Annotated in this window: 21 protein-coding genes and 2 tRNA genes; 17 read left to right on the top strand and 6 right to left on the bottom strand. The window is 60.9% G+C overall.

The features are described from left to right. The coding region (locus VOM14_RS10285) for an FAD-dependent oxidoreductase (RefSeq protein ID WP_327628614.1) at positions 1 to 132 on the bottom strand (132 nt) is incomplete at its 3' end. A gap of 188 nt (positions 133 to 320) precedes the next feature. On the opposite strand from VOM14_RS10285, the gene VOM14_RS10280 reads away from it, so the two are divergent. Next, positions 321 to 1,097 (top strand): SDR family oxidoreductase, encoded by a 777-nt coding sequence (locus VOM14_RS10280; protein ID WP_013339934.1) that lies wholly within the window; start codon positions 321 to 323, stop codon positions 1,095 to 1,097. Between the two features lie 56 nt (positions 1,098 to 1,153). Further along, positions 1,154 to 1,597 carry an acyl-CoA thioesterase gene (locus VOM14_RS10275; protein WP_327628581.1) on the top strand — a complete coding sequence of 148 codons (444 nt, stop codon included), beginning with the start codon at positions 1,154 to 1,156 and terminating at the stop codon, positions 1,595 to 1,597. Positions 1,598 to 1,731: 134 nt separating this feature from the next. Here VOM14_RS10275 and VOM14_RS10270 read toward each other — a convergent pair whose 3' ends face one another. Next, positions 1,732 to 2,277 (bottom strand): LuxR C-terminal-related transcriptional regulator, encoded by a 546-nt coding sequence (locus VOM14_RS10270; RefSeq protein ID WP_327628580.1) that lies wholly within the window; start codon positions 2,275 to 2,277, stop codon positions 1,732 to 1,734. A gap of 235 nt (positions 2,278 to 2,512) precedes the next feature. Here VOM14_RS10270 and VOM14_RS10265 point away from each other — a divergent pair, with 235 nt between their 5' ends. The 15 genes from VOM14_RS10265 (at position 2,513) to VOM14_RS10195 (ending at position 16,389) form a co-directional block, all read left to right on the top strand. Further along, entirely contained in the window at positions 2,513 to 3,217 is a 705-nt protein-coding gene (locus VOM14_RS10265; RefSeq protein WP_327628579.1) for a CoA transferase subunit A, read from the top strand. Between the two features lie 2 nt (positions 3,218 to 3,219). Continuing rightward, positions 3,220 to 3,861, top strand: coding sequence for a CoA transferase subunit B (locus tag VOM14_RS10260; RefSeq protein ID WP_327628578.1), 642 nt, complete (start codon positions 3,220 to 3,222; stop codon positions 3,859 to 3,861). Positions 3,862 to 4,159: 298 nt separating this feature from the next. After that, positions 4,160 to 5,071, top strand: coding sequence for an alpha/beta fold hydrolase (locus VOM14_RS10255; protein WP_327628577.1), 912 nt, complete (start codon positions 4,160 to 4,162; stop codon positions 5,069 to 5,071). Between the two features lie 72 nt (positions 5,072 to 5,143). Next, a complete protein-coding gene (locus VOM14_RS10250; RefSeq protein ID WP_327628576.1) occupies positions 5,144 to 5,497 on the top strand; it encodes a RidA family protein in 354 nt (117 codons plus the stop codon). Between the two features lie 85 nt (positions 5,498 to 5,582). Then, the gene (locus tag VOM14_RS10245; RefSeq protein ID WP_327628575.1) at positions 5,583 to 7,826 is read left to right on the top strand and encodes a RelA/SpoT family protein; all 2,244 of its coding nucleotides are present in this window, start codon (positions 5,583 to 5,585) and stop codon (positions 7,824 to 7,826) included. A gap of 106 nt (positions 7,827 to 7,932) precedes the next feature. Beyond that, positions 7,933 to 8,009, top strand: a tRNA-Val gene (locus tag VOM14_RS10240). Positions 8,010 to 8,260: 251 nt separating this feature from the next. Then, complete coding sequence (thrS, locus tag VOM14_RS10235) at positions 8,261 to 10,168, top strand: threonine--tRNA ligase (protein ID WP_327628574.1); 1,908 nt, start codon at positions 8,261 to 8,263, stop codon at positions 10,166 to 10,168. Between the two features lie 49 nt (positions 10,169 to 10,217). Then, positions 10,218 to 10,742, top strand: coding sequence for a translation initiation factor IF-3 (infC, locus tag VOM14_RS10230; protein ID WP_075643713.1), 525 nt, complete (start codon positions 10,218 to 10,220; stop codon positions 10,740 to 10,742). A gap of 244 nt (positions 10,743 to 10,986) precedes the next feature. After that, positions 10,987 to 11,184: a 50S ribosomal protein L35 gene (gene rpmI / locus VOM14_RS10225; RefSeq protein WP_006052501.1), complete on the top strand. Its 198-nt coding sequence runs from the start codon at positions 10,987 to 10,989 to the stop codon at positions 11,182 to 11,184. A 29-nt stretch (positions 11,185 to 11,213) separates the two neighbouring features. Continuing rightward, the gene (rplT, locus tag VOM14_RS10220; protein WP_006052502.1) at positions 11,214 to 11,573 is read left to right on the top strand and encodes a 50S ribosomal protein L20; all 360 of its coding nucleotides are present in this window, start codon (positions 11,214 to 11,216) and stop codon (positions 11,571 to 11,573) included. A 158-nt stretch (positions 11,574 to 11,731) separates the two neighbouring features. Further along, positions 11,732 to 12,745 (top strand): phenylalanine--tRNA ligase subunit alpha, encoded by a 1,014-nt coding sequence (pheS, locus tag VOM14_RS10215; protein WP_327628573.1) that lies wholly within the window; start codon positions 11,732 to 11,734, stop codon positions 12,743 to 12,745. A 139-nt stretch (positions 12,746 to 12,884) separates the two neighbouring features. After that, positions 12,885 to 15,320 carry a phenylalanine--tRNA ligase subunit beta gene (pheT, locus tag VOM14_RS10210; RefSeq protein WP_327628572.1) on the top strand — a complete coding sequence of 812 codons (2,436 nt, stop codon included), beginning with the start codon at positions 12,885 to 12,887 and terminating at the stop codon, positions 15,318 to 15,320. A gap of 69 nt (positions 15,321 to 15,389) precedes the next feature. Next, the gene (locus VOM14_RS10205) at positions 15,390 to 15,800 is read left to right on the top strand and encodes an integration host factor subunit alpha (RefSeq protein WP_327628571.1); all 411 of its coding nucleotides are present in this window, start codon (positions 15,390 to 15,392) and stop codon (positions 15,798 to 15,800) included. A 46-nt stretch (positions 15,801 to 15,846) separates the two neighbouring features. Continuing rightward, complete coding sequence (locus VOM14_RS10200; RefSeq protein ID WP_327628570.1) at positions 15,847 to 16,254, top strand: MerR family transcriptional regulator; 408 nt, start codon at positions 15,847 to 15,849, stop codon at positions 16,252 to 16,254. A 58-nt stretch (positions 16,255 to 16,312) separates the two neighbouring features. Further along, positions 16,313 to 16,389 (top strand) — tRNA-Pro (locus VOM14_RS10195). A 227-nt stretch (positions 16,390 to 16,616) separates the two neighbouring features. Here the strand turns inward: VOM14_RS10195 and VOM14_RS10190 are convergent. The 4 genes from VOM14_RS10190 to VOM14_RS10175 all read right to left on the bottom strand — a co-directional run bounded on the left by VOM14_RS10190 (position 16,617) and on the right by VOM14_RS10175 (position 20,388). Then, positions 16,617 to 17,570, bottom strand: coding sequence for a hypothetical protein (locus VOM14_RS10190; RefSeq protein ID WP_327628569.1), 954 nt, complete (start codon positions 17,568 to 17,570; stop codon positions 16,617 to 16,619). A 34-nt stretch (positions 17,571 to 17,604) separates the two neighbouring features. Then, a complete protein-coding gene (locus VOM14_RS10185) occupies positions 17,605 to 17,778 on the bottom strand; it encodes a hypothetical protein (protein ID WP_327628568.1) in 174 nt (57 codons plus the stop codon). 249 nt (positions 17,779 to 18,027) lie between these two features. Next, the gene (locus VOM14_RS10180) at positions 18,028 to 19,167 is read right to left on the bottom strand and encodes an acyl-CoA dehydrogenase family protein (RefSeq protein WP_327628567.1); all 1,140 of its coding nucleotides are present in this window, start codon (positions 19,165 to 19,167) and stop codon (positions 18,028 to 18,030) included. A 12-nt stretch (positions 19,168 to 19,179) separates the two neighbouring features. After that, positions 19,180 to 20,388 (bottom strand): acyl-CoA dehydrogenase family protein, encoded by a 1,209-nt coding sequence (locus VOM14_RS10175; RefSeq protein ID WP_327628566.1) that lies wholly within the window; start codon positions 20,386 to 20,388, stop codon positions 19,180 to 19,182. Positions 20,389 to 20,417 lie beyond the last annotated feature (29 nt).

The raw sequence follows: 20,417 nt of genomic DNA, 5'->3' as shown, positions 1-20,417 counted from the left end.
GCCTTTTTCCGCCGCCCGCTGCTTCAGGCGGATCGCCGCGGACAGCCCAGCCGGGCCGCCGCCGACGATCACGACGTCATATTCCATCGACTCGCGCGGGCCGTACTGCTCAATGAGACTTGCGGGGGTCATTGATGCTCCTCTTACCGTTAGAATGCTTTTTTCGGGATCGTATTGTGGGCGATGGATTCTTGCACTGCAACCAGATCAGTAGAGATTAGCACGATCGTACTATTTCTGTGATACGGTATTGACCCTGACATCCAGTCGGGCCGCATCTGACAACCGCATTCGTAACTACAACCGAACAAGGAACGACAATGGGCCGTTCGATCAATCTGGAAGGCAAAGTCGCGCTGATCACCGGCGCTTCGAGCGGGTTGGGAAAGCGCTTCGCGCAAGTGTTGTCGCAGGCGGGCGCCAAAGTTGTGCTGGCGAGCCGACGAACCGAGCGTCTGAAGGAACTGCGCGCCGAGATCGAGGCGTCGGGCGGCGCCGCGCATGTCGTCTCGCTCGACGTGACCGACTATCAGAGCATCAAGGCGGCCGTCGCGCATGCGGAGACCGAGGCCGGCACGATCGACATTCTGGTCAACAATTCGGGCGTGTCGACCACGCAAAAGCTGTCCGAAGTCACGCCGGCCGACTTCGAATATGTGTTCGACACCAACACGCGCGGCGCCTTCTTTGTCGCGCAGGAAGTGGCCAAGCGCATGATCATGCGGGGCAACAATGCGCAGAAGCCGTCGTACCGGATCATCAACATCGCGTCCATGGCGGGTTTGCGCGTGTTGCCGCAAATCGGCCTGTATTCGATGAGCAAGGCGGCCGTCGTTCACATGACGAAAGCCATGGCGCTCGAATGGGGCAAGCACGGCATCAACGTGAATGCGATCTGCCCAGGCTATATCGACACGGAGATCAACCATCATCACTGGTCGACGGAGCAGGGGCAAAAGCTCGTGTCGATGCTGCCGCGTCACCGCGTCGGCAAGCCTGACGATCTGGATGGACTGCTGCTCCTGCTGGCGGCCGACGAATCGCAGTTCATCAACGGCTCGGTGATCGCCGCCGACGACGGCTTCGGCCTCGCCTGAGCCCCACCTGTTTAACCGGATTCAATCCCTTAAGAAGTAGGAAGAGCAGAAGAGTAATGAGCGATTTTCACGCAGTTTTTGAGATGTCCATGCCGATCCGCTGGGGCGACATGGACGCGTTCGGCCATGTCAACAACACGGTTTATTTCCGCTACATGGAGCAGGTGCGCATTTCGTGGTTCGAACAACTCGGCCTTGCCGGCAGCAACGCGGACGGGCAGGGGCCGGTGATCGTGAATGCCTCGATGGAGTTTCTCAAGCAACTGCATTATCCCGGCGATGTCATCGGGCGCATGAGCGTGGCGACGCCTGGCCGCAGCAGTTTCGATACCGGTTTCGAACTCGTGCGCGCGGACGATCCGACCACCGTTTATGCGCGCGGCGCCGCGCGCTGCGTGTGGATCGACTACGCGGCCGGCAAATCGGTGCCGGTGCCCGATGTGCTGCGCGCGACGATCGAGAGCGCGGCACTTGTGAAAACCGCCGAGCCGGCGGCGTAAGTTCGCGATTGGTTTTCGCTGCGGCCATGAAGCCGCGGCGGCTTCACTTCGCGCAATGCGGCTTTTGCTGTGCCGCAACGCAACGCAATCCAACGCCGCTGGCCGTGCCGCGCCGTCCCGCTTCCCGCAAGCAATCAATGCCCGAGGAGGCGTTGCAGCAGTTCGGTCGCGTTGCCCGTATCGTATTTACGCATGAGCCGCGCGCGATAGACATCCACGGTGCGTGGACTGATGTCCAGCACGCGCCCGATCTGCTTGCTGGTTTTTCCCGTCACCAGTTGCGCGGCGATTTCGCGCTCGCGCGGCGTCAGCTCGACGGCCACGCGCCGCGTCGCGCTCAAATCTTCGAAAGTCCAGACGCCTGCCGCGTGCGGGTCGGTGCGCTGCTGCGCGCGGCCCGTCACGTGGCACCAGAACAGTTCGCCGTTGGCGCGTTTCATGATGCGGTCGTCGGCATAACTGCCTTGCGCGGTCATGATGGGCGGAATGCGCGCGCCGATGCGCTCGAATTCGTCCGCCGACGGATACAGAATCTGGAACGACTGGTTGAGCAGCGCCTCGCGCGGGCAGCCGAAAATCGACGCGAGTTCGTCATTGCAGTCTTCGATCATGCGCTCACGCGACAGCACGAGCCCGATCGGAGCGAGATGAAAAGCGGTTTGATAATCCAGGGCGGGCATGACTGGCGGCAAGTACTTATGTATTTTTGCGTATTGTGCCGTATGGCGTGCCCAGCGTACCCTTTCAGGCACATGAAAACGCGGCGAGCCATTCGCAGCGGCGTTGGCGTGCAGCTTCGCACGAGTTGAACGCGGCGTCCGCCGGATGGCTAGAATGACATGTCGGGGCGCGCCCGAGCGCGTCACGCCCGCCGCAAAAACCGGTTTTGGTTTCCATAGAGGAAGGGACACACTGATGAACAAAGTCTATCCAGGCGCCGCCGAGGCGCTGAAAGACATCGTCAAGGACGGGCAGACGTTCGCCGTCGGCGGCTTCGGGCTGTGCGGCATCCCCGAGGCGCTGATCGCGGCGCTGCGCGACACGAAGGTGCGCGGCATTACCTGCATCAGCAACAATGCGGGTGTCGACGGTTTCGGCCTCGGTCTGCTGCTCGAAACGCGCCAGATCAGGAAGATGATCTCGTCGTATGTCGGCGAGAACAAGGAGTTCGAGCGCCAGTATCTGGCCGGCGAACTCGAACTCGAATTCACGCCGCAAGGCACGCTCGCCGAAAAGCTGCGCGCGGGCGGCTCGGGCATTCCGGCCTTTTTCACGAACACCGGCTACGGCACGCTGATCGCCGAAGGCAAGGAAACCCGCCAGTTCGGCGAGAACCACTACGTGCTCGAACATTCGCTCACGGCGGACGTCGCGCTCGTCAAGGCATGGAAGGCCGACAAGTCGGGCAACCTGATCTATCGCCGCACGGCGCGCAACTTCAACCCGATGTGCGCGATGGCCGGCAAGATCACCGTCGTGGAAGTCGAGGAGATTGTCGAGACGGGCGAACTCGATCCGGACGCGATCCATACGCCAGGCATCTTCGTTCAGCGCATCGTGCTCAATGCGCATCCGGAAAAACGCATCGAACAACGCGTCGTCCGCGCGAAAGGAGAGTGATCATGGCATGGACTCGTGACCAAATGGCCGCGCGCGCGGCGCAGGAACTGCAGGACGGCTTCTACGTGAACCTCGGCATCGGCCTGCCGACGCTGGTGGCGAACCACGTGCCGCCGGGCGTCGAAGTGTGGCTGCAATCGGAAAACGGCCTGCTCGGCATCGGGCCTTCGCCGACCGAAGAGGAGGTGGACGCGGACCTCATCAACGCGGGCAAGCAGACGGTGACCACGCTGCCGGGCTCGTCGATTTTCTCGTCGGCGGATTCGTTCGCCATGATTCGCGGCGGCCACATCAACCTCGCGATTCTCGGCGCCATGCAGATCAGCAAGAAGGGCGACCTGGCCAACTGGATGATTCCGGGCAAGATGATCAAGGGCATGGGCGGCGCGATGGACCTCGTGGCCGGCGTGAAGCGCGTGGTCGTGCTGATGGAGCACGTCGCGAAGGGCGACCAGCACAAGATTCTCGAAGAATGCACGCTGCCGTTGACCGGCGTCGGCGTGGTGGATCAGATCATCACCGACCTCGGCGTGATCGAAGTCACGGACGACGGCCTGAAGGTGACCGAACTGGCGCCGGGCGTGAGCGTCGACGAAATCAAGGCGAAGACGGGCGCGCCGCTCGATGTGAGCGCGGTGAGCTGAACAATGGTGTGAACGGGCTGTCCGGCTCGCGTTGACACGCGAGCTGAGGTGTCGAAAAAGCGGACGAGGCGAGAGTCTCGGCCGCTTTTCTTTTTTTGGCGCGACTTCATAGCGTCTATGCCGCGGCGTTGTATGTTCGCGCCGGCACACGCTGGTTCCTATGCCGTTCGGCTGATCCTTGCCGCGTGCCAAAGCGGTTTACAATCTTCGCGAGCGTTCACTCAAGATTCGACGCTTGGCCTGTTGCCGGCAATTCATGGCCGGCCCCGTTCGCAGCGCTTTTGCAAGGATTTCCCAGATGCCAGCAACGACAGCTTCCGCCGGCGAGCGGCCCGCGCCGCGCCAACGTTATGTGCAGTGTGCGAGCGCGGCCGGTCTGCATCGCATGGCCTATACCGAGTGGGGCGATCCGGACAATCCGCGCGTGCTGCTGTGCGTGCACGGCTTGACGCGCTCAGGGCGCGACTTCGACCGGCTCGCGGCGCAATTCGCCGGCACTTATCGCGTGGTCTGTCCTGACGTGGCGGGCCGCGGCTTGTCTTCGTGGCTCGGCAACCCCAACTTGTACGGTATTCCGCAATACGTCGCCGACATGGTCACGCTGATCGCGCGGCTGAATGTCGAAACCGTCGACTGGTTCGGCACCTCGATGGGCGGTCTGATCGGACTCGGCCTCGCCGGCCTTGCGGATACGCCGATCCGCAAGCTGTTGCTGAACGATGTCGGGCCGCATCTGGAAGCGGAGGCGGTTCAGCGTATCGGCGATTATCTCGGCAAGCCCGTGCGCTTCGACTCGTTGCGGCAAGGCGTCGATCACGCCGCGTTTCTCGCGCGAACCTTCGGGCCGCTCACACCGGACGAATGGCGCGAAATCAACACGCCGCTGTTGCGCGAGGAAAACGGTACATGGCTCTTTCGCTACGACCCTCGTATCGCGCAGCCTTTCGCCGCGACCACGGAAGAAACCGCGAAGCTGGGCGAGGCCGCGCTATGGCATTCGCTCGCGTCGTTTCAAGGGAAGGTGCTGGTGGTGCGGGGCGAACAGTCCGATCTGCTCTCGCGTGAGACGGTCGCTAATATGGTCGAGACCGGGCGCGCGATTTCCAGCGTGGAAATTGGCGGCGTGGGGCACGCGCCGGCATTTCTCTCGGCCGATCAGATCGGAATCGCGAGGCAGTTCTTTATCGGTTCCGATGGCGACGCGTCATAATATAAAGTTAAGCGCGACGCTTCAGCGCAATATGCGCAGTGCGTTTCCACTCACTCTTCTTCAGGATTTTTCATGGCAGTCATTCGTCATCATGTCGGCAAGCGCCTTTCGGAAACCGCCGTGCATAATGGCACCGTTTATCTCGCAGGCCAGATCGCCGAAGACGCGGACCAGGACATCACGGGCCAGACGCGCGAAGTGCTCGGCCACATCGACCGTCTGCTCGCGGAAGTCGACAGCGACAAATCGCATTTGCTGTCCGTGCAGATCTACATCGCGGACATGGTGCATTTTGCCGGCATGAACGCGGTGTGGGACGAGTGGGTCGCGCAGGGCGCGACGCCGCCGCGCGCAACCGTTCAGGCGCCGCTCGCGAACCCGAAGTGCCTCGTCGAGATCGTCGTGATCGCGGCTCAGCGCAGCTAGAACGCAACTCGCCCGCAGCCGGGCGAGCCCGAATAGTTGTTGTTGAAATTCCGTTGATCTGTCTGGGCCCGCGGGCCGCCGCACCATGAATACCGAAATCGTTACGAGCGCGCCGAATCCCCTTCCGTCTTTCGAGGAAGCGATGGCGTTCGTGCATCGGCACGCGGGCGAGGTGCGGTTGTCATCGGGTGAGTTGCTCGCGGACCATGCGGCGGGCACGGCGTCGATTATGGCCACGCTCAACGTCGATCCGCCGGCCGTGCTGGCGGCGGCGTTGTTTGCGTTGACGCCGCATTTGCAGGAACCCGAGCGCGTGATCGCCGACAACTTCGGCGAAGAAGTCGCGCAACTGGTCGGCGACGTGCGCAAGTTGCTGCGCCTCGGCACGGTGAGCTTGCGCGCCGCGCAGAATGCCATGCCCGAAGCGGGGCGCGACGCGCAGGCCGCGCGGCGCGCGCAGGTCGAGGCCTTGCGCAAGATGCTGCTCGCCTTCGCGCAGGATATTCGCGTCGTCCTGATCCGGCTCGCGTCGCGCCTTCAGTCGCTGCGTTACTACGCGGCGGCGAAGCTCACGCCGTCGCCGGATGTCGCGCGCGAGACGCTCGATATTTACGCGCCGCTCGCCAACCGCCTCGGCATCTGGCAACTGAAGTGGGAACTCGAAGACCTCGCGTTCCGCTTCGAAGAGCCGGTGACTTACAAGCGCATCGCGAAGCTGCTCGACGAGAAGCGCGTGGAGCGCGAGAGTTATGTGGCGCAGGCCATCGAGCGCCTTCAGCGCGAACTTGCCGCGGCTCATATCCGCGCAGACGTGAGCGGCCGGCCGAAGCACATCTATAGCATCTGGCGCAAAATGCGCGGCAAGGAACTGGACTTCGCCGAACTTTACGACGTTCGCGCGTTTCGCGTGATCGTGCCGGACATCAAGGATTGCTACACGGTGCTCGGCATCGTGCACAACTTGTGGCAACCGGTGCCGAAAGAGTTTGACGACTACATCTCGCGGCCCAAGCCGAACGGCTACAAGTCGCTGCACACGGTCGTGATCGGCGACGATGGCCGCGCATTCGAAGTGCAGATCCGCACGCAGGAAATGCATCAGTTCGCCGAATACGGCGTGGCCGCGCACTGGCGTTACAAGGAAGCCGGCACGCGCGGGTACGGCGGCCAGTTCGCGGCCAATGAGAAGTACGACGAGAAGATCGCGTGGCTGCGCCAATTGCTCGCGTGGAAAGACGACGTGTCGGAAGGCGAGCATGGCGAGAAGCGCGCGGCGCAGCCCTGGGAGCAATTACGCCAGGCCACGCTCGACGACGACCACATCTACGTGCTGACGCCGCAGGCGCGCGTGATCGCGTTGCCACATGGCGCGACGCCGGTGGACTTCGCGTATCACCTGCATAGCGAGCTGGGGCATCGCTGCCGCGGCGCGCGCGTCGACGGCGCAATGGTGCCGCTCAACACGCAGTTGCAGAACGGCCAGACGGTGGAAATCGTCGCGGTGAAGGAGGGCGGCCCGTCGCGCGACTGGCTCAATCCTCAGCTCGGCTATCTGCATAGTCCGCGCGCGCGTCAGAAGGTGCGCGCGTGGTTCAACGCGGTCGAGCTGCAGGAACACATTGCGAACGGCCGCGCGATGGTCGAAAAGACCTTGCAGCGCGAGGGCAAGACATCGGTCAATCTCGATCAGCTCGCTGCCAAGCTCGGCTTCAAGACGACCGACGATCTGTTCTCGGTCGTCGGCAAGGAAGAGTTCAGTCTGCGGCTGGTCGAGCAGGCGCTGCACGATGCGCCGCCGCCGGAGCCGGTCGTCGAGGCGCCCGAGCAATTCGAGAAGCGCAGCAGCGGCGCGAGCGTGGCGCGAGGTGCGTCGACGGGCGTGCTGGTGGTGGGCGTCGACGCTTTGCTCACGCAACTCGCGCGGTGCTGCCGCCCGGCGCCGCCCGATGATATTTCTGGCTTTGTGACGCGCGGCAAGGGCATGTCGATCCACCGCAGCGATTGCCCGACCTTCCTGCGCATGGCCGAGCGCGCGCCGGAGCGTGTGCTGCAAACGGCATGGTCGGCGGACGTCATGAGCGGTCGTGGGCAATCGGTGTATCCCGTCGATCTTTCTATCGAGGCCACCGACCGCCAGGGATTGCTGCGCGACATATCGGAAGTTTTCGCGCGCGAAAAAATGAATGTGATCGGCGTGAAGACGCAGACGCGCCGTAACGCGGCGTTCATGCAATTCACTGTGGAAGTGTCGAGCGCCGCGCAGATCCAGCGCGCTTGCACGCTGCTTGGCGAAGTGACGGGCGTGATGCGTGCGTCGCGTAGGGGCTAGTCGCGAGTTCGGCTCACGAGCATGACGCGTGTAGACGCGTAATTTAAAGTCGGTGCATAAAAGTACTTGCCAAGCAGTGTGGGGCTCCATATAATCTCGTTTCTTCAGGCTCGTAGCTCAGTTGGTTAGAGCACCACCTTGACATGGTGGGGGTCGTTGGTTCGAGTCCAATCGAGCCTACCAACGAAAGAGAAATTCCGGTGCTGCCGGGGTTTCGCAAACTGCAGTAAGCGCCTGTGGCGCAAAAGGCGAATACGGTTATGACACCGCGAACGTTGACCGAAACCACTTCGGAGCGACGCTAGTCGAGGACCACTTTCGCCAGTGTAGTTTGCAAAAATGTGAATGCGGCCCCTCGAAAGCGGGGCCGCATTTTTTTTGGTTTTTTGACCTGGTTGTATGTGCCGCCGCCGGTCGGCACCACGGAGAACACAATGGTTTCGATACGTCTGCCTGACGGTTCTGTTCGACAGTACGAGCATCCGGTGACCGTCGCCGAAGTGGCCGCGTCCATCGGCCCCGGCCTCGCGAAGGCTGCGCTCGGCGGCAAGATCGACGGCGAACTGGTCGATACGTCCGCGTTGATCGACCGCGACGCCGCGCTTGCCATCGTCACGGAAAAGGACGCAGACGGTCTCGATATCATCCGTCACTCGGCGGCGCACCTGCTCGCGTACGCGGTGAAAGACCTGTATCCCGAGGCGCAAGTCACGATCGGCCCGGTGATCGACAACGGCTTCTATTACGACTTCGCGTACAACCGTCCCTTCACGCCGGAAGATCTCGAAAAGATCGAAAAGCGCATGCAGGAACTCGCAAAAAAAGACGAGCCTGTCTCGCGCCGCGTGGTGTCGCGCGGTGAAGCGGTGGACTACTTCAAGAGCATCGGCGAAAAGTACAAGGCCGAGATCATCGAATCGATTCCGTCTGCCGACGAAATCAAGCTGTATTCGCACGGCGGTTTTACCGACCTGTGCCGCGGTCCGCACGTGCCGTCCACCGGCAAACTCAAAGTCTTCAAGCTGATGAAGGTGGCCGGCGCCTACTGGCGCGGCGATTCGAAGAACGAGCAGTTGCAGCGTATCTACGGCACGGCCTGGACGAAGAAGGAAGATCAGGAAGCGTATCTGCATATGCTCGAAGAGGCCGAGAAGCGCGATCACCGCAAGCTCGGCAAGCAACTCGACCTGTTCCACATGCAGGACGAATCGCCGGGCATGGTGTTCTGGCATCCGCGCGGCTGGACGCTGTGGCAGCAGGTCGAGCAATACATGCGCCGTCGCGTGAACGGGGCCGGCTACCTCGAAATCAAGACGCCGATGATCATGGACCGCTCGCTGTGGGAAGCGTCGGGCCACTGGCAGAACTATCGTGAAAACATGTTCACGACCGAATCGGAAAAGCGCGACTACGCGATCAAGCCGATGAACTGCCCGGGTCACGTGCAGGTGTTCAATCATGGTTTGCGCTCGTATCGCGACCTGCCGCTGCGTTACGCGGAGTTTGGATCGTGCCATCGCAACGAGTCGTCGGGCGCGCTGCATGGATTGATGCGCGTGCGCGGCTTCGTGCAGGACGACGCCCATATCTTCTGTACCGAAAGCCAGTTCATCAGCGAGTCGATCGCATTCAACACGCTGGCCATGAGCGTGTACAAGGACTTTGGATTCGACAACGTCGAGATCAAGCTGTCGTTGCGCCCGGACGCGCGTGCCGGCACGGACGAAACGTGGGACCGCGCGGAGCAGGGCCTGCGCGAAGCGCTGACGGCGTGCGGCGTAACGTGGGAAGAGCTGCCGGGGGAGGGCGCGTTCTACGGCCCGAAGGTGGAATATCACATCAAGGACGCGCTCGGCCGCTCCTGGCAATGCGGCACGTTGCAGCTCGATATGGTGCTGCCGGAGCGTCTCGGTGCCGAATATGTCGCAGAAGACAATAGCCGTCGCCGCCCGATCATGCTGCACCGGGCCATTGTCGGGTCAATGGAGCGCTTCCTGGGTATTCTCATCGAGCACCATGCTGGTGCAATGCCCTCCTGGCTTGCGCCGATGCAGGTGGTCGTGATGAATATTGCGGAAAGTCAGGCCGAATACGCACAGTCGCTGGCCCAATCGTTGCAAAAACAAGGGGTTAGAGTAGAGGCCGATTTGCGCAACGAGAAGATTAGCTATAAAATACGTGAGCACACGCTTGAGAAGGTGCCGTACCTGCTTGTGGTCGGCGACAAGGAGCGTGAAGCCCAAACGGTAGCCGTGCGTGCCCGTGGTGGTGTCGATCTTGGTGTGATGCCGGTCGACGCCTTCATTGAGCGTCTGCGCCAGGACGTGCAGTCGTTCAACTAAGCCACTTGGCAGCCCGGCTCGTTTTTTTAATTTTTAGAGGAAACGTAACATCGCTACTGATAAGTCTGCGCACCGCATCAACGGTGAAATTACGGCACCCGAGGTGCGTCTGGTCGGAGTCGAGAACGAACCGCTCGGCATCGTGAAACTCGCTGATGCGTTCCGCATGTCGGAACAGCAAGATGTCGATCTGGTTGAAATCGCGCCTCAAGCGGTCCCGCCAGTTTGTCGCCTGATGGACTACGGCAAGTTCAAGTACCAGGAAGCGAAGAAGCAACACGAGGCCAAGCTGAAGCAGAAGGTCATCCAGGTCAAGGAAGTCAAATTCCGCCCGGGCACTGACGACGGCGACTACAACGTCAAGCTGCGCAACCTCGTCCGCTTCCTCGAAGACGGCGACAAGACGAAAATCACGTTGCGTTTCCGTGGCCGCGAAATGGCTCACCAGGAAATCGGTATGCGCATGCTCGAACGCCTGCGCACGGACCTCGACGAAGTTGGTCAGGTCGAGCAAATGCCGAAAATGGAAGGGCGCCAGATGATCATGGTGCTCGCTCCGAAGAAAAAGAAGTAAGCGGTCAGAGCGGCTGCGCGCCATGTGGCGCGCGTTCTGGTTGCAAGAGGTTAACGATGCCGGGCCGGGTGTCCGGTGCGGTGTCAGCAGTTTCGGAGCGGCGTTATGCAAATGCGCGCCGTTTCCTGAAAAGCGGCTGCCGGCGGTATCGGCGGTCTGCATACCAAGTGGAATGGGTTTCGAAGGGCGGGTAGTGGCCATCTGGCCGACCGCACACCCATATCCATCTAATAATGGAGTTGTCATGCCGAAGATGAAGACCAAGAAGAGTGCTGCAAAGCGCTTCGTGGTGCGTCCGGGCGGTACCGTCAAGCGCGGTCAAGCCTTCAAGCGCCACATTCTTACCAAGAAGACCACCAAGAACAAACGCCATTTGCGCGGTTCGACGGCAGTTCATGATTCCGATCTGAACTCCGTGCGCGCAATGCTGCCGTTCGCTTAACCCTTAACCGAAACTCATAGGAGCGAAACATGCCTCGAGTAAAACGTGGGGTTACCGCACGGGCCCGTCACAAGAAGATCATCAAGCTGGCTAAGGGTTACCGCGGCCGTCGCAATAACGTCTATCGCATCGCCAAGCAGGCGGTCATGCGCGCAGGCCAGTACGCCTACCGCGATCGCCGCAACAAGAAGCGTGTGTTCCGCGCATTGTGGATCACGCGTATCAACGCGGCGGTGCGTCAGCACGACATGACGTACAGCGTGTTCATCAACGGCCTGAAGAAGGCTTCGATCGAACTCGACCGCAAGGTGCTGGCCGACATGGCTGTGTTCGACAAGGCTGCTTTTGCTGCGATCGTTCAGCAGGTGAAAGCCGCCGTTGCAGCCTGATTGCGCTTCTGGCAATTACAACTGCGTGGTTCGTTGCAGCGAACATCCGGTCGTCTCGGTGACGCTGCAACAAAAACGGGGCTCCTCACCGAGCCCCGTTTTTGTTGGTAGAACCAGTTTTGTTTCGATAGAACACTGACGTTGAAATGATGGGATCAATGGATCTGGACCAGATTGTCGCCGACGCGCAAAAAGCCTTCGCAGAAGCCTCCGACGTCACCACCCTCGAGAACGAGAAAGCCCGCTTTCTCGGTAAATCGGGTGCGCTGACCGACCTGTTGAAGGGCCTTGGCAAACTCGATCCCGAAACGCGCAAGACCGAAGGCGCACGGATCAACCTCGTCAAGCAACAAGTCGAAGCCGCATTGACGGCTCGCAGGCAGGCGCTGGCCGACGCGTTGCTGAATCAGCGCCTCGCCGCCGAAGCTGTCGACGTCACGCTGCCGGGGCGCGGCGCCAGCGCGGGCAGCCTGCACCCGGTGATGCGTACGTGGGAGCGAGTCGAACAGATTTTCGGCAGCATCGGATTCGACGTGGCCGACGGCCCGGAAATCGAAACCGACTGGTACAACTTCACCTCGCTGAACAGCCCGGAAAATCATCCGGCGCGTTCCATGCAAGACACTTTCTACGTCGACGGCAAAGATGCCGACGGCCGCCAACTGCTCCTGCGCACGCACACGAGCCCGATGCAGGTGCGTTACGCGCGGACCAACACGCCGCCCATCAAGGTGATCGTGCCGGGTCGCACCTACCGTGTGGACAGCGACGCGACTCACTCGCCGATGTTCAATCAGGTCGAAGGCCTGTGGATCGAAGAGAACATCAGCTTTGCCGACCTGAAGGGCGTCTATACGGACTTCCTCAAGAAGTTCTTCGAGCGCGACGATATTCAGGTTCGTTTCCGTCCGTCCTATTTCCCGTTTACCGAACCGTCGGCGGAAATCGACATGCTGTTCGAAACGGGCAAGAACGCCGGCAAGTGGCTCGAGATTTCGGGCTCGGGCCAAGTTCACCCCACGGTGATCCGCAACATGGGCCTCGACCCGGAGCGCTACATCGGCTTTGCTTTCGGCAGCGGGCTCGAGCGGCTGACCATGTTGCGCTATGGCGTGCAAGACCTGCGTCTGTTCTTCGAAAACGACCTGCGTTTCCTGCGTCAATTCGCCTGAACGAACGCGTATGGCGCGACAAGCATAGAGCGCGGCACAGCACGCAGTGCATGCCGCCACAGCGTCCCGGCAGTGACTCGCAGTGAAAGTCGCCCACTGCCTCACGTGGACCTAACCCGATCAGAACGTACACAGAACCATGCAATTCCCGGAATCCTGGCTGAGAACCTTTGTCGATCCGCAACTGACGACGGACGAGCTGTCGCACGCATTGACGATGGCGGGCCTCGAAGTCGAAGACCTGCGACCGGCCGCGCCGGCCACCTCGAAGATCGTGGTGGGCCAGGTGCTGGAAGTCGTCAAGCACCCGGATGCGGACAAGCTCAACGTCTGCCAGGTGAACGCCGGCACGGGTGCCACGCTGAGCATCGTATGCGGTGCGCCCAATGTCGCGCCTGGCATCAAGGTGCCGGTCGCGCTGGTCGGCGCGCAACTTCCGCCGGCCGAAGAGGGCGGTGCGCCTTTCGCGATCAAGCTCTCCAAGCTGCGCGGCGTGGAAAGCCAGGGCATGCTGTGCTCGGCGCGCGAACTGAAGCTCTCCGAAGATCATAGCGGCCTGCTCGTGCTGCCGGAAGATACGCCGATTGGCCAGGATATCCGCGAAACGCTGAATCTCGACGACATTATTTTCGAGATAAAGCTGACGCCGAACAAGGCGGATTGCCTGTCGGTGTTCGGCGTGGCGCGTGAAACGTCCGCGATCACCGGTGCGCCGTTGCGTCCGCTCGAGATCAAGCCGGTGCAAGTGAAGCTCGACGAGACGCTGCCTGTCAGAATCTCGGCGCCCGACCTCTGCGGCCGCTTCTCGGGTCGTGTCATCCGCGGTGTGAATGCGCGTGCGAAATCGCCGCAATGGATGGTCGAACGTCTGGAGCGTTCGGGTCAGCGCAGCATCTCGGCGCTCGTCGATATTTCCAACTATGTGATGCTCGAACTGGGACGTCCGTCGCACGTGTTCGATCTGGACAAGATCCACGGCGGCATGGACGTGCGCTGGGGCCGCAAGGGCGAAACGCTCAAGCTGCTGAACGGCAACACTGTTGAGCTCGACGAAACGGTGGGCGTGATCGCCGACGAGCGGCATATCGAGAGCCTCGCGGGCATCATGGGCGGCGACAGCACGGCCGTCACGCTCGACACGACGAACATCTATCTCGAAGCCGCATTCTGGTGGCCGGATAGCATTCGCGGCCGCTCGCGCAAGTACAACTTCTCGACCGACGCCGGTCATCGCTTCGAGCGCGGCGTCGATTACGCGACCACGGTCGAACATATCGAGCGCATCACGCAGCTCATCCTCGACATTTGCGGCGGCGAAGCCGGTCCTGTCGACGATCAGATCGTTAACTTGCCGCAGCGCGAACCCGTGAAAATGCGCGTGTCGCGCGCGAACCGCATCATCGGCGTCGCGATCGGCGCGGACGAAATCGCGCAGATCTTCACGCGCCTCGGCCTGCCGTTCGAGCGCGATGGCGACACGTTTTCGGTCGTGCCGCCGTCGTACCGTTTCGATATCGAAATCGAAGAAGACCTGATCGAAGAAGTCGCGCGCATTTACGGCTTCGAGAAGATTCCGGCGCGCCCGCCCGTCGCGAAAAGCGAAATGCGCGCGACCAACGAAACGCGCCGCTCGATCCACACCATCCGCCATGCGCTCGCCGCGCGCGATTACGCCGAGACCGTGAACTTCAGTTTCGTCGACGCCGAGTGGGAGCAGGACTTCGCCGGCAACGACAACCCGGTGCGTTTGCTGAATCCGATTGCGAGCCAGTTGTCGGTCATGCGCACAACGCTCTTCGGCAGTCTGATTCACCTGCTGCGCACGAATCTGAACCGCCGCGCGGCGGACCGCGTGCGTGTGTTCGAAGCCGGCCGTGTGTTCCTGCACGATCCGTCGATCAAGGCCGGCGAACTCGCGGTCGAAGGCTTCGCGCAGCCGAAGATGATCGGCGCTCTCGCCTACGGTCCCGCGCTCGAAGAGCAATGGGGCGCGCCCACGCGCACCGTCGACTATTTCGACGTGAAGAGCGATCTCGAAGCGCTGCTCGCGCCGGCGGTGGCGCGTTTCGTGAAAGCGGAACATCCGGCGCTGCATCCGGGACGCAGCGCGCGCATCGAATTGGATGGCCGCGCAATTGGCTGGATTGGTGAACTGCATCCGCGCTGGATGCAAAAATATGATTTACCGCATGCGCCGATTCTCTTTGAAGTCGAAGCGGAAGCATTAATGCAACGTATATTGCCCACGCCGTCGGAAGTGTCCAGATTTCCGCCGGTGCGTCGCGATATCGCCGTGGTTGTCGATCAGAAAATCGAGGTGCAAGCGCTGCTCGACGAGCTTCAGAAGGCTCAGTCCGAGGCCGCCTGCAAGACGGTTCAGAAGGTTGCGCTTTTCGACGAATTCCGTCCAAAATCAAATACTTCCGGTGGTCTGGCCGCTCACGAGAAAAGCCTTGCGTTCCGTGTGACCTTGCAAGATACTGGCGGGACCCTTCAGGACGAAACGGTCGATCTGGCCATTCAGACTCTGGTGGAACGTCTGGCTCGAGTATATGGCGCACGGTTGCGCGGATAACCCGCATTTAACAATTGCACGGCTGTTTCCGCATCCTTTGTTTTCTGCTTGGCGCGCCATTTGATAGATATGAATGAAATGAACTCGAGTGATTTCGAAGCCCTTCTTACGGCGCAACGCAGCGCCATGATTCGAGAAATTCCGACATCACCCGCCGCCGTTTCAACTGAAACGCCGACGCTCACCAAAGCAGAACTTGCCGAGTTGCTGTTCGACAATGTCGGACTCAACAAGCGGGAGGCGAAAGACATGGTGGAAGCGTTTTTCGAGGTGATCCGCGATGCGCTCGAAAGCGGCGACAGTGTGAAGCTGTCGGGCTTCGGCAACTTCCAGTTGCGTGACAAGCCGCAGCGCCCCGGCCGAAATCCGAAAACCGGCGAGGCAATTCCCATTGCCGCACGCCGTGTTGTAACGTTCCATGCAAGTCAAAAGCTGAAGGCCCTGGTCGAGAACGGCGCGGAAGCGAGCTTCCCGCGCTGATCGACCGGCGCGTTCCTGCGCAACCCATCATGACGGCTAACTGACGATGACAGCGACGATGGAAAAAGTCGTCTTGCCTCCGATTCCGGCGAAACGCTACTTCACAATTGGTGAGGTCAGCGAACTATGCGGCGTGAAGCCGCATGTGCTGCGCTACTGGGAGCAGGAGTTTACGCAGTTGAGGCCCGTCAAGCGGCGCGGCAATCGTCGGTACTATCAGCACCACGAGGTGCTGTTGATCCGGCGGATTCGAGAGTTGTTGTACGAGCAGGGCTTCACGATCAATGGCGCGCGCAACCGGCTCGATTCGCATGGTGGCGGCGCGCAGGGTGCGCCGGCTGAAGCGGCTGACCAGGTCGAAGGCGTGGCCCCGCCGGCGGCAACCACAGCCGTTGTCGATGTCGAGCAACTCCGCAAGGAACTGCTGCATGTGATCGATGTGTTGGGCCACTAGCTTTGTTGGCGCAGGCAGTTCTATTCGAATGAAGTGTCTGTTATAATTTCTTGCTGTTCGGGGCGTAGCGCAGCCTGGTAGCGTACCTGCATGGGGTGCAGGTGGTCGGAGGTTCAAATCCTCTCGCCCCGACCAAATTCAAACCCGCACGGCGTAAGGCTGTGCGGGTTTTTCATTTTCCGCCTCACTGTTCGTTCGTACAGTGGTTTTTTAGACAGAATATTAGACGTTTGTCTAAACCTCAGAGCGCTCACCTTGGCAGTTTTGGGTCGAGCGATGCCGTCTCTGGCGCGGTCCTTCGCGCGACGCCACATCGAATGCCATCGGCCCACATAGACCGATGGCAAATGACTGGACGTAGCCTATTTCTCTGGCGGATGCCGAATGTCGTCGGTCAGATAAAGGCGCAGGCTCTGCACACCTGCGTCGTCCAACGTTCGCGGCTTCAATTCGAAGTAGTCCAGATTGAGCGTCGCGACCACCAGTATGAATGCCGCAAGCAACGGCATCGAGTCAGCGATCTTGAGTCGACCAGCCGGGGCAATCCGTGCTGCAGTGATCATCACAATCAGAATATTCGTGAACGTCATCAGCAGCCACCGGTTGGTGTCCCAAGCTGCCAGGCCGAGCAGTAGCGGGGAAAGGCAGGCTCCCATAATGGCTATTGCGTAGAGCGCGCGCTGCCCAAAAGGCTGGGATAGTTGTCGCCCTGCGACAAATGCCAGAACGGCGATCGGCGGCAGGACGAATTCTCGTTGCGACGGACTGAAATAAAGATCCAGGCGCGCGCGATAGGAGTTCGTGAGCACATCCAGAAAGTCTGTTCGCACCAATGGATGCCCGCAAGCCGCACGCTGCGCTACCCAGTGGGCGAGCGTTGAATCAGAGGACGTCTGAAACCAGGCTAGTTGTACGGCGAATAGCAGAACTGCCGGAGCAAGCAAAATAACAAGCGGTTTCGTCCTGAATTCTCGCTCAACAAAGAGACATGCGAGACACAGCAGGGGGATCATTGCGAAGACGGCAAGCTCGTGCGTCAGGATCAGCACGGCAGCGATGATCGACGCAGGAATGTATCGACGGCTATTGATAAGCGCGATCGCGGTGAACGCCAGAAGATACATGAAGAACTCGGGGTATCCGAGCACGTTGAACATGAATCCGCCTGCATTCGATATGAAGAACAACGCGGCGAACAAGCCGAGTTGAGCGCGCATCGCCTGCCAGACGAGGGTGAGGACGGCCACGAAAAATATGGCCATCTGGATCGCTGCGGTGCCCCAGTAACTGAAGCGCGAACATCCGAAGGGATACATCAATGTGCCGAGAAATGACCGGCGAAAGATTCCGTCAAAAATACTCAGTTGAAAGTAGTTCGTGCTCCACGAATTGGGAAGCCTGAAGTCCTTCAAAAAAAGCGATAGCGATGGCGGCCAACGTCAGCAGCAACACGACTCGCTGCTGCATGCTGACCTTCGACGCCTTTCGTGTTTCCGCTGCTCCAACGTCGAGTCTTTGATCCATGCTATAGCGATCCTGCAGGCGATTTTTTGAGGATCGCCATAATAGCGCACTTCAAAAGCGGCAATCGCGTCACCAGACGTAGTTCGACGACAGCATACAATTCCCCTTGATCCCCGCCGGCACATCCGCACTATCCCCGTTGTACGCGACTGGCGCAAACAGGTAGTTCGCCGGACGGACAGCGCGCCGCGGGCGAGGCCGACGACGACGCCAGCGATCGCGCCAAGGCGAATCTGGGCTGACCTTTTTCTATTGGTTCTCGCTGCGGCCTAACGCCACAAACCGCTCCAGATGATGATCCTCATCCCCAAGCTGATGATCGATCATCACCAGGCGCTTCGCATAATGCGCGAGCGGCAATTCCCACGTCATGCCGATCCCGCCATGCAGTTGAATGCACTCCTGCGCGACGAGCGTCCCAATCCTGCCGATGCTGCACTTCGCCGCGGAGATCGCGCGTTCCCGCACCTTGCGTTCCGCGCCAAGTGCCGCCGCCGCATTGATCACCGCTGAGCGAGCCTGTTCGATCTCGAGCAGCATGTCGGCCATTCTGTGCTGCAGCGCCTGGAAGCTGCCGATCGCCACACCGAACTGTTTGCGCGTGCGCAAGTAGTCGAGCGTGTAGTCCTTCGCGACGTCCATCGCGCCCACTGCTTCCGCGCACAGCGCAAGCACGCCGCATGCAATCGCATATTCGAGTGTCGCGAATCCCGCGCCCTCGGTCCCGAGCAGCGCATCGCCGCCGAGCACGACTTGGTCGAACGTGACTTCGGCTGCGCGTGCGCCGTCGATCTTCGGATAGCCACGCACGCTCACGCCCGCCGCGTCGCGAGGTACGAGAAACAGCGTTACGCCTTCTTCGGAGTCGTCGGCGCCGCCTGTGCGCGCGGACACGAGGAAGAGGGCAGCGCGCTCGCCGTGTTGAACCACCGCTTTTGCGCCGGTCAGTTGCCACGCGTCGCCGTTGCGTTGCGCGCGCGTCGTCACGCGCGCGAGTTCATAGTGCGAGTCCGGCTCGCCATGGGCGAGCGCGGCCATGCGCGAGCCGTCGATCAACGTGCCCAGCCACGCTCGTTGCGCTTCGTCGCCGCTTCGTGCAATCGCCTGGCCGACCATGAGCGCATCGAGAAACGGCTCGACCACGAGCCCACGACCGAGGCTCTCGAACACGACCGCGATGTCTAATCCGCCGCCGCCAAGCCCGCCGTTTGCTTCGTCGAACAAGGCGCCGATCATGCCCAGTTCCGCGAAACGCTCCCACATGTCACTGCTGAAGCCGTGGGCCGAACGGGCGATCCGGTCGCGCGTCTCGAAGCCGTACTGTTCGCTCACGAAACGGTTGAGCGAATCCGCGAGCATGCGGCGATCTTCGGTGTGCTGAAAATTCATGACGTGCGCCTCTTACAGTCCGAGGATCATTTTGGAAATGATGTTCTTCTGAATCTCATTCGAGCCGCCGAAAATCGACAGCTTGCGATTATTGAAGTAGAGCGAAGCCGCGCTCGCCGCTTCGTCGGGACCCACGGGCGCGCCTTGATAATCGTCGCGCGGCGCTTCTTCGATGAACGGCAGCGCATACGGACCCATCGCGCGACGCATGAGCGACGAGATCTCCTGGCGAATCTCCGTACCGCGAATCTTCAGCATCGAACTTTCGGCGCCCGGCACGCCGCCGCCCGCGACTGCCGCAATCACACGCAGGTTGGTGGTCTTCATGTTCTCCAGATCGATCTCGACGCGCGCCATGCGCGCCGCGAACGATGGATCGTCGGCGAGCGGCCGGCCATTGCGCCGCTGGGTCGCCGCGACTTTGCGCAAGCGGTTGAAAGCCGCGACTGAGAAGCCGACGCCCGCAATGTTCGTGCGCTCATAGGTGAGCAGATATTTGGCGTACGTCCAGCCCTTGTTCTCTTCGCCGACGAGATTCGCGGCCGGCACGCGCACGTCGGTGAAAAAGACTTCGTTGACTTCATGCTCGCCATCGAGCGTGATGATCGGACGCACGTCGACGCCCGGCGTGTTCATGTCGATCAGAAGAAAGCTGATGCCTTCCTGCTTGCGCACGTCGGTCGCGGTGCGCACGAGACAGAAAATCATGTTGGCGTAGTGAGCGAGCGTGGTCCACGTTTTCTGGCCGTTGACGATGTAATGCTCGCCGTCCGCATCGACGCCGCGCGTCGCCGTGGTTTTCACCGAGGCGAGATCGGAGCCCGCGCCGGGTTCCGAATAGCCTTGGCACCACCAGTCGGAGCCATCGAGAATACGCGGCAGCCAATGGCGTTTCTGCGCTTCGCTGCCGTATCTGATCAGCACGGGGCCGAGCATGTTCACGCCGAACGGCACGACGCGCGGCGCGCCGGCAAGCGCACATTCATTCTCGAAGATGAACTTGCGCACCGCGTTCCAGCCCGGTCCGCCGTACTCCTGCGGCCAATGATTCGCGAGCCAGCCGCGCTCGTTGAGAATGGCGTGCCACGCGGCCATGTCGTCGCGTGTGAGGCGACGGCCGCCGTGCACTTTGTCGGCGAGTCGCCGCGGAAGTTTGTCGCGCAAAAACGCGAGCACTTCGGCGCGGAAAGTTTCTTCCTCGGGCGTGAAGTTCAGGTCCATGGCAGTTCTCTCGTGAACATAGAAGGATT

Source organism: Paraburkholderia sp. MPAMCS5 (assembly GCF_036016995.1).
In the GTDB taxonomy this organism is placed as follows: domain Bacteria; phylum Pseudomonadota; class Gammaproteobacteria; order Burkholderiales; family Burkholderiaceae; genus Paraburkholderia.
This window is presented reverse-complemented; position numbering and strand designations above follow the sequence as displayed.